At 41.1% G+C, this 13,518-nt stretch carries 11 protein-coding genes; 5 read left to right on the top strand and 6 right to left on the bottom strand.

Annotation, left to right across the window (positions count from 1 at the left end; genetic code table 11):
• Nucleotides 1-97: 97 nt before the first annotated feature.
• The 5 genes from H5186_RS21735 to metA all read right to left on the bottom strand — a co-directional run bounded on the left by H5186_RS21735 (nucleotide 98) and on the right by metA (nucleotide 7,833).
• Entirely contained in the window at nucleotides 98-1,708 is a 1,611-nt protein-coding gene (locus H5186_RS21735; protein WP_182794973.1) for a DKNYY domain-containing protein, read from the bottom strand.
• Between the two features lie 166 nt (nucleotides 1,709-1,874).
• Nucleotides 1,875-2,975, bottom strand: a complete 1,101-nt coding sequence (locus H5186_RS21740) for an NADH:flavin oxidoreductase/NADH oxidase (RefSeq protein WP_182794974.1) — start codon at nucleotides 2,973-2,975, stop codon at nucleotides 1,875-1,877.
• A 212-nt stretch (nucleotides 2,976-3,187) separates the two neighbouring features.
• Nucleotides 3,188-5,818, bottom strand: coding sequence for a methionine synthase (gene metH / locus H5186_RS21745; RefSeq protein WP_182794975.1), 2,631 nt, complete (start codon nucleotides 5,816-5,818; stop codon nucleotides 3,188-3,190).
• A gap of 10 nt (nucleotides 5,819-5,828) precedes the next feature.
• The gene (locus H5186_RS21750; RefSeq protein WP_182794976.1) at nucleotides 5,829-6,896 is read right to left on the bottom strand and encodes a homocysteine S-methyltransferase family protein; all 1,068 of its coding nucleotides are present in this window, start codon (nucleotides 6,894-6,896) and stop codon (nucleotides 5,829-5,831) included.
• On the bottom strand, nucleotides 6,886-7,833 hold the full coding sequence (gene metA, locus H5186_RS21755) for a homoserine O-succinyltransferase (protein ID WP_182794977.1): 948 nt from the start codon (nucleotides 7,831-7,833) through the stop codon (nucleotides 6,886-6,888). Before metA ends, H5186_RS21750 begins: the two co-directional genes overlap by 11 nt.
• A 167-nt stretch (nucleotides 7,834-8,000) precedes the next feature.
• Here metA and H5186_RS23345 point away from each other — a divergent pair, with 167 nt between their 5' ends.
• The 5 genes from H5186_RS23345 to H5186_RS21780 all read left to right on the top strand — a co-directional run bounded on the left by H5186_RS23345 (nucleotide 8,001) and on the right by H5186_RS21780 (nucleotide 13,094).
• The gene (locus H5186_RS23345; RefSeq protein ID WP_182794978.1) at nucleotides 8,001-8,900 is read left to right on the top strand and encodes a DMT family transporter; all 900 of its coding nucleotides are present in this window, start codon (nucleotides 8,001-8,003) and stop codon (nucleotides 8,898-8,900) included.
• Nucleotides 8,901-8,993: 93 nt separating this feature from the next.
• The gene (ettA, locus tag H5186_RS21765; RefSeq protein ID WP_145241364.1) at nucleotides 8,994-10,667 is read left to right on the top strand and encodes an energy-dependent translational throttle protein EttA; all 1,674 of its coding nucleotides are present in this window, start codon (nucleotides 8,994-8,996) and stop codon (nucleotides 10,665-10,667) included.
• A 343-nt stretch (nucleotides 10,668-11,010) separates the two neighbouring features.
• A complete protein-coding gene (locus tag H5186_RS21770; RefSeq protein WP_182734665.1) occupies nucleotides 11,011-11,373 on the top strand; it encodes a PilZ domain-containing protein in 363 nt (120 codons plus the stop codon).
• A gap of 66 nt (nucleotides 11,374-11,439) precedes the next feature.
• The gene (locus tag H5186_RS21775) at nucleotides 11,440-12,348 is read left to right on the top strand and encodes a histone deacetylase (protein WP_182761745.1); all 909 of its coding nucleotides are present in this window, start codon (nucleotides 11,440-11,442) and stop codon (nucleotides 12,346-12,348) included.
• Between the two features lie 71 nt (nucleotides 12,349-12,419).
• A complete protein-coding gene (locus H5186_RS21780; RefSeq protein WP_182794979.1) occupies nucleotides 12,420-13,094 on the top strand; it encodes a hypothetical protein in 675 nt (224 codons plus the stop codon).
• Here the strand turns inward: H5186_RS21780 and H5186_RS21785 are convergent, their stop codons facing one another.
• Nucleotides 13,095-13,253, bottom strand: a complete 159-nt coding sequence (locus tag H5186_RS21785; protein ID WP_182731471.1) for a hypothetical protein — start codon at nucleotides 13,251-13,253, stop codon at nucleotides 13,095-13,097.
• Nucleotides 13,254-13,518 lie beyond the last annotated feature (265 nt).

Consider the following 13,518-nt stretch of genomic DNA (forward strand, 5'->3'; position numbering starts at 1 on the left):
CTGCTGGCGAGGGTCGTCAATTGATTCGAAATATTTAAATAGTTGAATATCAGGCATGGGGGCTCCTTAAAAAGGAGTATAAGATCATACTTTTAAGTCAAGGTAAAGTTCGTGATCTTGCCCTGTACTCTAATACCTCAAAGGTATCAGGATCAGCATCTTGTATCGCTAACTCTTGAAAATACACTGTATCAGGCGTTTTTAAAAAACATTCATCTATAAGTACAATATTCTCGGTATTAATATCAAAGATGGTATCTACTATTTCAAAATCATTATCAAAAATATAGACATTACTTTTATCTTTAAAGCGATTGTCATCAAGGGCTTCAAACGTATTTGGGTCGCCTTTATCAAGTAATTCTTGTTGGTAAAATAGTCGATCAGCACAGGCATAGAATGGAAAAATCAGCAGATGCCACTCTTTTGCATTTGCACCAGCAATAATGCCTCTATTTGAGATGATTTTATCATCCACTCTTAATAATAATTCATCAAAAATTTCTGCTGTTTCGTAACCCCCTTCATAAACAACCTCATCTTTATAATAAATATGGGTTTCATCTTTTGCCCAAGTACAATTGATTGAAGAAAAAGAAGCTAAATCAGCGTCAAACGGATGTTCTTTATCAGCCCAATACAGGGTATCGTTTACGGCAAAGTAATCATTATCGTAATCAACAAATACATCATCACACTGGGCTATTTGTGTAATATTTAGAAAGTCAGTATAAATGCCGTTTTTATCACCAACAAAACTTTGTGAAATATAATAGAAACTCTCAGCATCAAATAGAGCAATACGTAGCCCTGAGCGATAAACCCAGTTTTTATCAGCCGAATAACGTCCGTAAATAATGCGAAAAGATGCCAAGTCTGCACCGATAATGGCTTCACCAAAATAATAAACTGTTTGCTTGTCTTTACTATATTGTTGATATGCATCTTGTTCTTTACCATCAATCACGACAAATGATTTAGCATCCGCACCTTTAATAATCTTTGAAAATTCATAAACATGATTTTTATCTTTTGCTAAAGTCGTGGTGATCACTTCAAACGTTGCAGCATCCGCTTGTGAAATAACATCTGTACCACAGACAACAACATGATCATCTTTTGCATAATTAAAATGTAAAACCCTAAAGTCTACTAACGTTAATTGAGGTACTGGTCTGTCGTAGTAATAGAGTTGTTCGCCGTCTTGCGTAAATCCTGTTTCTTCATTTACAAAAAATGAAAATTCAAGCTCATGTAACGCAATAGGATATTCTTTTTCATCAATTTCGAGAGTAAAGCTTGAGTCATCATTTTGCTTTAGCTGGGCTTTGCATCCATTAAGCTTACTAAAGTGGTAACGCGTTTGTGTGGTTGGCATTTTGCTCAAGTCAGTATTTATTTTTTGTCCATAAAGCTGCCCGTCAATATAAGTGTATTGTACTGCATCTTTATCATCACAAGGCTCAAATACTAATCCGTCTCGGGTGCGTAAGCAGGTTTGCCCAGTAATCCAATAATAGCCTAACGTTGGCGGAGAAAAATCAATAATAGAGCCATTGTCACTTTCATAAAGCACACAATCTTCAGACTCAATGATGATCTCTAAAGGCAGTGATGGCTCAACAACATTACCCGTTGCCATACTGACAAACACATTATCAAACAAATCTAAGCGCTGGTGGTATTGCGCTTGAAAATAATATTTCATATAACTCCTTTTATTAAACTTTCTTTGATCATAGCTATAAAAGGCAGAGTTATATGCTGGGATATATACTTATTCAGAGGTTTTTCCTTAATAAACGTATTAAAAACTGGCTTGAATAGTCAAAGCCTCTCACACTCGAAGATTATCTAGTTATGAGAGGTAGTAATCAATCGCGTATCAGTAATGACTTAAGTTCATGTGGCTGGCAGCGCAAGTATTGCGGCGCGGCTTGTATTGTAACTCCGAGCTTCGCTGCTGCATGCCAAGGCCAACGCGGGTTATAAAGAATACCACGCGCCAACGCAATCGCATCAGCTTTACCTTCGCAGATAATATCTTCAGCTTGTTGAGCTTGAGTAATTAAGCCTACAGCAATAACCGGCATAGAAACGTTATCACTTATTGCATCGGCAAAACCGACTTGATAATTAGGGGCAACTTTAATTTGCTGCTGTGCAGTCAAGCCACCACTTGATACGTGTATATAATGGCAACCACGAGCGTCTAAAGCTTGAGAAAATACGATACTTTGCTCGATATCCCAGCCATTATCAGCCCAATCACTTGCACTTATACGTACACCAATCATGAAATCATGTGGTAACGCAGCCTTTATAGCATCAAATATTGCCAGGGGTAGGCGCATGCGGTTCTCTAATGAGCCGCCAAATTGATCTGAACGCTGATTACTAAGAGGTGATAAAAATTGGTGCAGTAAATAGCCATGAGCTGCATGAATTTCTATGCCAGAAAAACCAGCTTTATGGGCACGTTGAGCACTTTTCACAAACTGAGTAATTAATCGTCCAATATCGTCTTGCGTCATTGCTTTTGGTAAAGGAGCTTCATCTGAAAAAGCAAGTTCACTCGGAGCAATAGTTTGCCAACCGTTCTTTATTGCTGGAGCGATAGGCGCACCGCCATTCCAAGGTAATTCAGTTGACGCTTTACGACCTGCATGACCAATCTGCATCACCATCGGAATGTTAGAGTATTGACCTACATTAGATACGACTTCACGCCAAGCTTGCTCACATTCGTCGCTATAAATACCTGAATCGGCGTAAGAGATTCTTCCTTCAGGGGATACAGCGCTCGCTTCAACAATCAATAAGCCAGCACCGGATTGCGCGAGCATACCATAATGTTGATGATGCCAAGGTTGCACCTTGCCTTCTTCTGCGGCATACATACACATGGGAGCAATAATAATGCGGTTTTTGAGTGTTATCGGACCTAATTTTAGTGGGCTAAATAATTTTACCATAGAAAATTCTCAAATAATGAATGTGCAGTAAATCACAAATATAATGTACTAATCATTCTACACCCAAGGTTAGGGGCATACGCAAGCTCATTGAATGTGAAAGTATGATGATATACCGAAGAGCTATCAGGAAAAACTTTGTACAAAAAAAGCGAGCCTAATTTGGCTCGCTTTTTTGTTTTAAACTAACGGCTGATAGCTGACCGCTTCACTTACTCCGGCTCATACCCCAAATTAGGCGATAACCATCTTTCCGCTTCTTCTAGCGTCATGTTGGTTCGTTGAGCGTAATCTTCAACCTGATCCTTTTGTACTGCCGCTACGGCGTAGTATTTAGCCTCAGGGTGAGAGAAGTACCAGCCTGATACCGCAGCGCCGGGCCACATGGCGTATGAGCTGGTGAGCTGCATGCCAATGCGCTTTTCAGTATCGAGTAGTTGCCAGATTTTCTTCTTCTCAGTGTGCTCTGGACATGCTGGGTAACCGGGTGCTGGGCGAATACCTTGATAGTTTTCACGAATAAGATCTTCATTCGCAAGGTTTTCGTCTGGGGCAAAACCCCAATATTCTTTACGCACTTGTTCGTGTAAGTACTCAGCAAAGGCTTCGGCGAGTCTATCTGCCACCGCTTTTACCATTATTTTGTTGTAGTCATCTTGCTGTGCATCGAACGCATCAGCTAAGTCGTCTTCTTCAAGACCGCCTGTTACCGCAAATGCACCAAAGTAATCAGGCGTGCCTTTCGGGGCGATATAATCAGCTAAGCAGTAGTTAGCAAAGTCGGTTTTTTCTGTTTGCTGACGTAAATGGCACGATGTGGTTAATAGTTCAGCGCGAGTTTCGTCTGTGTATATTTCAATATCGTCACCCACGCGATTAGCTGGGAATAAACCAATTACGCCAAGCGGTTGCAAACTGCCAGACTTTTCAAGATCGTCTAACATGTCGTTAGCGTCTTTAAATAAGCTTTGCGCCTGCTCGCCAACCACTTCATCGGTCATGATACGTGGGTATTTACCAGCGATTGACCAGGTCATAAAGTACGGCGTCCAGTCTATGTATTGTCGTAAAGTGGCTATCGAGACATTTTTAAACTCTGTCACGCCCAGCTTTTTCGGCACCGGTGGAGTGTAATTATCCCAATCAAGCTTGGCGGCGTTGTCGCGGGCACGTTGAATAGTCACCGGTTTTGAGCGTGGTTTTTTGCGTGCTTGCTGCTCGCGTACTTTGACGTATTCAGCGCTGGTTTTTGCTAAAAATTCAGCTTTATGCTCTTTCGATAATAAGTTAGAGACCACGCCTACGGCGCGACTGGCGTTATTTACATACACCACGCCTTTGTCATATTGCGGTTCAATTTTAACGGCTGTATGGGCTTTTGAGGTAGTCGCACCACCAATCAATAGCGGTAGTTCAAAACCACGGCGTTTCATTTCTTTGGCAACGTGTACCATTTCATCAAGCGAAGGAGTAATAAGCCCTGACAAACCAATAATATCAGCTTTTTCATCAATGGCAGTTTGCAAAATTTTATCAGCAGGCACCATTACGCCTAAATCGATAACTTCATAGTTATTACATTGCAGTACGACGCCAACAATATTTTTACCAATATCATGTACGTCACCTTTAACGGTGGCCATCACGATTTTACCGTTAGTAGCCCCTTCTTCTTTTTCAGCTTCAATATAAGGGTCTAGGTAGGCCACTGCGCGCTTCATCACTCGCGCTGATTTAACCACTTGCGGTAAAAACATTTTACCTGCACCAAATAAATCCCCTACCACGTTCATGCCGTCCATTAATGGCCCTTCAATCACATGAATAGGTTTATCGGCAGCAGCGCGGCACTCTTCGGTGTCTTCATCGATAAAGGTGGTAATGCCTTTAACCAATGCGTGCTCTAAGCGTTTTTCAACTGGCCAAGTACGCCATTCTAAATCTTCAACTCGCTCAGCTTGTGCCATGCCAGAGTATTTTGGTGCCAACTCAACTAAGCGTTCACCTGCACCTGGGTCGGTATTTAAAATAACGTCTTCAACTGCTTTTCTAAGCTCTGCTGGTATATCGTCATACACAGCGAGTTGCCCGGCATTAACAATACCCATATCCATGCCCGCTTGAATGGCATGGTATAAAAATACTGAGTGAATGGCCTCTCGCACAGGGTTATTACCACGGAACGAGAACGATACATTCGACACCCCGCCCGACACTTTACAGTATGGCAAGTTTTGCTTAATACGGCGCGTGCCTTCAATAAATTCAACTGCGTAGTTATCGTGCTCTTCAATACCGGTTGCTACCGCAAAGATGTTGGGATCGAAAATAATATCTTCTGGCGCAAAGCCAATTTCATCCACCAAAATGCGGTAACTGCGCTCACAAATTTCAAACTTGCGATCGGCTGTATCTGCTTGGCCGTCGGTATCAAATGCCATAACCACTGCAGCGGCGCCAAAGCGTTTAATAATTTTAGCTTGGCGAATAAATGGCTCTTCGCCTTCTTTTAACGAGATTGAATTTACAATTGCCTTGCCTTGAATGCACTTTAAGCCCGCTTCAATCACTTCCCATTTTGAGGAGTCGACCATAATTGGTACTTTAGAAATATCAGGTTCTGAAGCAATCAAATTTAAAAATTTAACCATCGCCGCTTTTGAGTCCAACATGGCTTCATCCATATTGATATCAATCACTTGTGCGCCGTTTTCTACTTGTTCGCGAGCAACGTTAAGGGCGGTCTCGTAATCTTCTTCCATGATCAAACGCTTGAACATGGCTGAGCCGGTAACATTGGTACGTTCGCCGACGTTGGTAAATACTGCTATTTTTTGTGTCATCTCGGCTACCTTAATTTAAATTACACGCTTCTAGGCCTGATAAGCGCATACGCACTTCAAGCTCTGGCAATGGCCGAGGTTCAACCCCTTCAAGCCCTTTCGCAAAAGCCCTAATGTGTGCAGGTGTAGTACCACAACAACCGCCAACAATATTGATAAAACCTGACTTACCCCAATCGATAATTTCTTGTGCCATTTCTGGTGCTTCTAAGTCATATTCACCAAACTCGTTAGGTAAACCGGCATTGGGATGAACTGATACAAAGGTTTCGCAAACCCGTGATAGCTCTTCAACATATTGGCGCAGTAGATCTGGACCAAGCGCGCAATTTAAACCAATTGAAATCGGCTTAATATGACGAATCGAATTATAAAATGCTTCGGTGGTTTGCCCTGACAATGTTCGCCCGGATGCATCGGTTATGGTGCCAGAAATCATCACAGGTAACTTGCGACCGGCTTGCTCAAACGCTTCTTCAACCGCGAATGAAGCCGCTTTTGCATTAAGCGTATCAAAAATTGTTTCTATCAAAATTAAATCAACACCACCTTCCATAAGAGCAAGGGTTGATTCAACGTAAGCGGTAACTAGCTTGTCAAAAGTAATATTACGATAACCAGGATCGTTTACATCTGGAGAAATCGAACAGGTTTTTGAAGTAGGCCCTAATACACCCGCTACATAACGCGGTTTTTCTGGATTTTTAGCCGTGAACTCATCACAAATACTGCGTGCTAATTTAGCTGACTCGAGGTTAATCTCACGGCTGATGTTGGCCATGTCATAATCATCCATCGAAATGGTGGTCGAGTTAAAGGTATTGGTTTCAATAATGTCGGCACCGGCATTTAAAAAGCCGCGATGAATATCTGCAATAATTTTTGGTTGCGTTAAGCTTAGTAAGTCATTGTTGCCTTTGATCAGTACATGCCAATCTTTAAAGCGCTCACCACGATAATCTTGTTCTTCTAATTTATGTTCTTGGATCATGGTACCCATAGCACCATCAAGAATTAAAATACGCTGTTGTAGCGCTTCAATTAACTCGGCGCTTTTGTTTTCTAAATTATTCGGCATAGTTGTTAGTCCTTACGGCTTGGCTAACTAAATTAATATCATAGGGTGTGGTTTGGTACACATAATAATTTAACCAATTCGAAAAAAGTAAAAAGGCATGGCTTTGCCAAGTTTTCGACGGTTCGTTATCTGGGTTGTTATCTGGAAAGTAATTTTCAGGCAATGGCGCATCAGGGCCTTTTTCTAAATCGCGCCGATATTCGCCTTTTAAAGTGTCTGCATCATACTCAGGATGCCCGGTAATATACACTTGGCTGCCGGATTTATTTTTTATTAAGTAAGCGCCTACTTGCTCTGAACCTGCCAGCACAACTAAGTCATCACAAGCGTTAATTTTTTCAATATCAATATGACCATAACGCGAGTGCGGAACTACAAAGGTATCGTCAAAACCACGCGTTAAGGCTCCATGTTCAAAGTAACACTTATGGGTAAACACACCACAGAGCTTATTTTCTTTTAGTTCACGCTTTAGATTATAATGATGAAATAAACCCGCGTGAGCCGCCCAACACGAAAATAATGTTGAGGTTACATGCTGCTCCGCCCAATCTAAAATTACTTTTAGTTCATCCCAGTAGGCTACATCGTCATATTCTAAATGTGCCAATGGTGCGCCGGTAATGAGTAATGCATCGTAATTGTTGTCTTTCACTTCAGAGAAATAACGGTAAAAAGTGTCTAAATGCTGCTCTGAATTGCTACTGCTGCGATGAGTGTCTAAACGTAGAAGCTCTACATTCACTTGTAAGGGTGAATTAGCGAGCAAACGAATAAATTGCACCTCGGTTTCTACCTTATTAGGCATTAAGTTTAAAATCGCCAAGCGCATCGGACGGATCTCTTGGGTTTTAGCGCGGCTTTTTGGCATTACGAATACGTTTTCTTGACGTAACTTCGCAATTGCGGGCAATTCATCTTTAACGGTAATAGGCATACTCATCTCCAAGGCATAATTAACCAATGGCTAATTATGAACGGATAGCTGGAAATTTCAACCTCTAGATGTTTAGATGTCTAAATGAATTTATTTTAGCTATTCTTTTGCATTCTAAAAACCGCTCGCCATAATGCGCCTGTTGATTTTATTTTAAGGTGGTAAACGTGATTGATTGGCTAGGCTTAGGAGAACTTTTTGCTATATTAGCAGCTATTGTTTGGGCGCTTTCGACCATTTTATATAAAGGTTTTAGCCATCACTTAACGCCTATGCAGCTAAACATCAGTAAAGGCGTGTTAGCAAGTGCCATGATGTTAGCGACTATTGCGATTACTCAAGACGCTGCACTACCACATCATCTGACAAGCTGGCTTTGGCTAATTGCTGGCGGGGTGATTGGGATTGCGATTGGCGATAGCGCCTATTTTACTGCGCTGCGAAATATTGGCCCTGCTCGCACGTTAGTTATTGAGTCCCTTGCTCCAGCCCTTGTGGGGGTTTTTAATATCCTGCTATTAAATCATTATTTATCGCCATTTGCATGGTGCGGTATTGTACTTACAACCATTGGCGTAGTAATAGCAATCAAGCCTGAAAAAACATTGCCACAGGTTGATCATCAACATTATCGCAAAGGTGTTTTATGTGCCCTTGCAGCTGCTATCGGCCAAGCGCTCGGTATGGTGATGTCTAAAGGCGCACTCAATAATGAGCATATGAGTAGCTTATGGGCGGCATTAATTAGATTAGCAGCAGGTACGATGACTGTGGCCTTAGTTGTTGCAGTATTTAAAAGCAGTGAATTTAAACAAGCACTAACTCTAAGGGGAATTAGCGGCAAACAATGGTTTTTTGCGGCTGTGTTTTTAGGCACTTTCCTTGGTTTATGGCTTCAACTTGGCGCAGTTAAATATACCGATCCAGCCATTGCACAAACGATTTTCGCAACCGCGCCATTAATTGTAATGAGCATTGGTTTTATAAAGCGCGAGCCCGTTACCAATAAAATGTTAATAGGCGGCTTGCTTGCTTTAATCGGTGTAGGAGTATTGCTCGCGAATTAGCACATTGTTATTTGGTTGATTCGTTGACTGTTTCACCTGTGAGCCACTACAATACAACATTGAAATTTTTATTATTATTTGAAGGCTCCCTCCATGGTTTTACCTGATAAGTTTATTTTCTCGATGAGTCGAGTATCTAAGGTTGTGCCACCTAAGCGCACTATCTTAAAAGATATTTCTTTGCATTTTTTCCCGGGTGCAAAAATTGGTGTACTTGGTTTAAACGGTTCTGGTAAATCAACGTTGCTACGTATTATGGCCGGCCTTGATCAAGAGTTTGAAGGTGAGGCATATCCTCAACCGGGCACTAAAATTGGTTACTTACCGCAAGAGCCTATTCTAGATGAAAGCAAAACGGTTCGTGAAACTGTGGAAGAAGCAGTCAGCGAAGTTAAAAACGCGCTTAACCGTCTTGATGAAGTATATAACGAATACGCGATGGAAGATGCTGACTTTGACGCACTAGCCAAAGAGCAAGGTGAGCTTGAAGCAATTATTCAAGCCCACGATGGTCATAACATCGACAACGTATTAGAGCGCGCCGCAGATGCCCTGCGCTTACCTGAGTGGGATGCTAAAATTGAATTCTTGTCAGGTGGTGAGCGTCGCCGAGTGGCTATCTGCCGCTTATTGCTTGAAAAACCAGATATGCTTATCCTCGATGAGCCGACTAACCACTTAGATGCAGAATCTGTAGCATGGCTTGAGCGCTTCTTGCATGATTACGAAGGCACTGTTGTGGCGGTAACCCATGACCGTTACTTCCTCGATAATGTAGCTGGCTGGATCTTAGAGCTTGACCGTGGTGAAGGTATTCCATGGGAAGGTAATTATTCTTCTTGGCTTGAGCAAAAAGATGCGCGCCTGCAGCAAGAGCAAAAGTCTGAAAAAGCCCGTCAAAAATCAATTGCACAAGAACTTGAGTGGGTACGTTCAAACCAAAAAGGTCGTCAAGCTAAGTCAAAAGCGCGTATGTCGCAATTTACTGAAATGCAGCAGTCTGATTACCAAAAACGTAATGAAACCAACGAGCTATTTATTCCACCTGGACCACGTTTAGGTGATCAAGTTATTGAAGTTAAAAACTTGAAGAAAAGCTTTGGCGATCGCGTGTTAATTGATGATCTAAGCTTTACTGTGCCTAAAGGCGCAATTGTTGGCATTATCGGTGCCAATGGCGCAGGTAAATCAACGCTGTTTAAAATGCTCAGCGGTGAAGACAAACAAGACAGCGGTGAAATTAACCTAGGTGAAACGGTTGAACTGGCAACCGTTGATCAGTTCCGTGGCAATATGGATGACAGCAATACTGTTTTCCAAGAAATTTCAAACGGCCAAGACGTACTAAAAATTGGTAACTTTGAATTCCAAAGCCGTGCCTATGTTAGTCGCTTTAACTTCAAAGGTAACGATCAGCAAAAATTTGTTAAGGACTTGTCAGGTGGTGAACGCAACCGCTTACACTTAGCTAAGTTATTAAAAGCCGGTGGCAACGTTATCCTGCTGGATGAGCCAACCAATGATTTGGACGTTGAAACATTACGTGCCCTTGAGAACGCTATTTTAGAATTCCCAGGCTGCGTTATGTGTATCTCGCATGACCGTTGGTTCTTAGACCGTATCGCAACACATATTCTTGATTACCGTGACGAAGGCCAAATTAACTTCTTCGATGGTAACTACACTGAATATGAAGAATGGCTTAAAAAGACCTTAGGCACTGCGGCTACGCAACCTAAGCGTATTAAGTACAAAAAGATAGGTTAAGTTCTAGGTTCTAAACATTTTTTAAGCCCCACATTTATGTGGGGCTTTTTTTATTAACCTGGAATATAGATCAGAGATTCACGATCCAGAGTTCAGCTTATACCAATCGTGTTAAGTTACTGACCATTTATAGCGACAGATAAATGGAGTGATAACAAGACATAAATTTTTACATGTAGTTGTTCTACATGAAAAATTTATAACGCAGTTAGCGCTTTATTTAGCTCGCTAGAATGGTTAAATATTTAAGTCGATTGGTATTAATTACACATACTGACTAAAAAACAGGCTACACTTAATCCTAATACTCCTAATACTCCTAATACTCCTAAAAGGAATAGTGATGGAAAACCGCCGACATTACACGCGCATTTTATTTTCAACTCCCGCGCATTTAACCAATAATACCCATAGTTACCCCTGCCAGTTGCTCGATATATCATTAAATGGCGCTCTGGTTAGTCGCAATAATGACTTTAACTTTACAAAAAACAGTAGTGCTATTCTTGCCTTTAAACTCCCGCAAAGTGAAGTAATCATCGCGATGACTGTCACTATTTGCCATATCGAACAACAACATATAGGTTTAAAATGTACCCATATTGATATAGATAGTATTACCCATTTAAAGCGTTTAATTGAGTTAAACCTCGCTGACGATACACTACTGCACCGTGAACTTGAGAGTTTGATCCACAGTGCGTAAAGCAAGTAACTGGATTGAAATTGCCCTGTAGGTTACCCTAGAGAAAATTCGCAACGCAATCTGACTATGGCTCTTAATCAACACTTACCGCTGGTTTATCACCCTAACTATTCGTTTAACTTTGACCCTAACCATCGTTTTGTAATGAGTAAATTTGCCCATTTATACCAACAAGTAAAAGCACTTGGTTTGGCGAATAGCAACCTAATCACACCTCAACTTGGCAGCCCTGAGGCGCTTGAATTGGTACATTGTGATAATTACATTCAAGATTTATGGCATAACCGCTTAGATGATAAAGCGATGCGTCGTATTGGGCTACCTTGGTCAGAACAATTAATGGCACGAACTTTTACCGCACCTCAAGGCACGTTGCAAACTGCGCGCTTAGCTCTTGAGCACGGCATTGCATGCCATTTAGCCGGCGGTACACACCACGCTCACAGCGATTTTGGCTCTGGCTATTGTATGGTCAACGACTTAGCCTTTACCGCACAAACGCTTATTCAGTCAGGCGAATTGACTAATGTATTAATTTTTGACTTAGACGTACATCAAGGCGATGGTACTGCGGCGATGTTACAACACCAACCTTATGCATATACCTGCTCAATTCATTGTGAAAAAAATTTTCCATTTCGCAAATCAGCCAGCGATCTCGACATTGGTTTAGCTAATAATATGCAAGATGATGAATATTTAGGGGTTGTTGATGATACCTTGCGCTTTTTACTCAGAGAACTTAACCCTGATTTAGTGCTGTATGATGCCGGAGTTGATATTTGGCAACAAGATGGCTTAGGTAAGCTTGATGTTAGCTGGCAAGGCATTGAAAAACGTGATCACTTAGTGTTTAAGCGCTGTATTGAGCACAATACGCCAGTGGCAAGCGTGATTGGCGGAGGTTATGACAGAGATCACTTGCGCCTTGCAAAACGCCACGCAATTGTTATAGAGCAAGCTGCGCTGTTTTAAAAGCAGAGTATAAAACTGCTAAAACAGTATTTTTGACTACACTTTAAATTCATACCTTTATTGAGTTCATTATGCGACTGTTGTTTATTTTGTTACTTGCATTTATGTCGAGTATTGCCAACGCCGAAGAAGAAGCTGTAAAAGAAGAGCTTCCGCCGATTAACCCAGCTTACAATGCAGAGCATGCTATGGTGCTCGTTAATCAAGGCTCGCGTATTTTTGCAGTTAACTTACCAACTTATAAATTACCTCACGATGTGCAAGTTGTTTATCAAATTGAAAACCCAGATGTCGCTTTTTTAAGCCTGGTACGTGATGCAGAGCTTATTACTATCAAACCACAACCGTTTAATATTCAACGCCTAATGCGCGGCGAAGAACTAACAATTACGGCAGATGTGTATGCCGGACACTACCAGCGCGATGGCAGTTTGGTTTATCAACATAGACCTATTGTAATGAGTAAATTACTTTATGCGCGGGAATTAACTGATTTGAACGAATCATCGCAGTGGCAAGAATACGACATGATCACCCTCAAAAATAATGAGCGAATCTATATCCATAAAATAACCCAAGCACCGAGTTTTAATCATCTTATTTTTGCAGATTTAACTAATGCCTGTCTGCAAAAATTTCGCACATCAAAACGCGTCCCAAATGCTAGCGAATTAACCTATAAATTTGCCAACTGTGGCACCTTAAAGCCGCTCTATTTTGATGTTGAAGGTTTGCAGTCAAAGTGACTAAAAACTCAACGAGATATGTGAAATGTTGTTAATAACATTGAAAAACATGTTTGCTTGTTCATCAGGCATCACTTGCTCTCCCCAGTAGTAAACATAAGAGCGTCCATCACTGCCATGAAATTGTATCCAATGGTTATCCCGTTGAAGGTTTTGCATTATCTACTTCAACACCTTCACCACGCCAATAATCATCAGTTCATTGCTACTGAACTAGCAGCACTGAAAAAAAACACATAACAAGGAAACACTAATTTTAAACATATTAAACTCCCAACAACGTTATTTTAAATTTTATAATAAAGCTTTAATCGCAATAAAAGATAAAAAAAGGAAATATCTGTCTCTATTTATTCTTTTAGGTAACCACTACCGATTATTAATTTTGTATTATCTTTTGATGGGTAAAAACTGTGCCAGTCAT

The sequence above is a fragment of the Pseudoalteromonas sp. SG41-2 genome, assembly GCF_014164535.1.
Taxonomy (GTDB): domain Bacteria; phylum Pseudomonadota; class Gammaproteobacteria; order Enterobacterales; family Alteromonadaceae; genus Pseudoalteromonas; species Pseudoalteromonas rhizosphaerae.

What these genes read in the sequence shown, in the direction of transcription:
- H5186_RS21735 (WP_182794973.1), bottom strand. Translation starts at nt 1,708, where the DNA reads ATGAAATATTATTTTCAAGCGCAATACCACCAGCGCTTAGATTTGTTT.
- H5186_RS21740 (WP_182794974.1), bottom strand. Translation starts at nt 2,975, where the DNA reads ATGGTAAAATTATTTAGCCCACTAAAATTAGGTCCGATAACACTCAAA.
- metH (WP_182794975.1), bottom strand. Translation starts at nt 5,818, where the DNA reads ATGACACAAAAAATAGCAGTATTTACCAACGTCGGCGAACGTACCAAT.
- H5186_RS21750 (WP_182794976.1), bottom strand. Translation starts at nt 6,896, where the DNA reads ATGCCGAATAATTTAGAAAACAAAAGCGCCGAGTTAATTGAAGCGCTA.
- metA (WP_182794977.1), bottom strand. Translation starts at nt 7,833, where the DNA reads ATGCCTATTACCGTTAAAGATGAATTGCCCGCAATTGCGAAGTTACGT.
- ettA (WP_145241364.1), top strand. Translation starts at nt 8,994, where the DNA reads ATGGTTTTACCTGATAAGTTTATTTTCTCGATGAGTCGAGTATCTAAG.
- H5186_RS21770 (WP_182734665.1), top strand. Translation starts at nt 11,011, where the DNA reads ATGGAAAACCGCCGACATTACACGCGCATTTTATTTTCAACTCCCGCG.
- H5186_RS21775 (WP_182761745.1), top strand. Translation starts at nt 11,440, where the DNA reads ATGGCTCTTAATCAACACTTACCGCTGGTTTATCACCCTAACTATTCG.
- H5186_RS21780 (WP_182794979.1), top strand. Translation starts at nt 12,420, where the DNA reads ATGCGACTGTTGTTTATTTTGTTACTTGCATTTATGTCGAGTATTGCC.
- H5186_RS21785 (WP_182731471.1), bottom strand. Translation starts at nt 13,253, where the DNA reads ATGCAAAACCTTCAACGGGATAACCATTGGATACAATTTCATGGCAGT.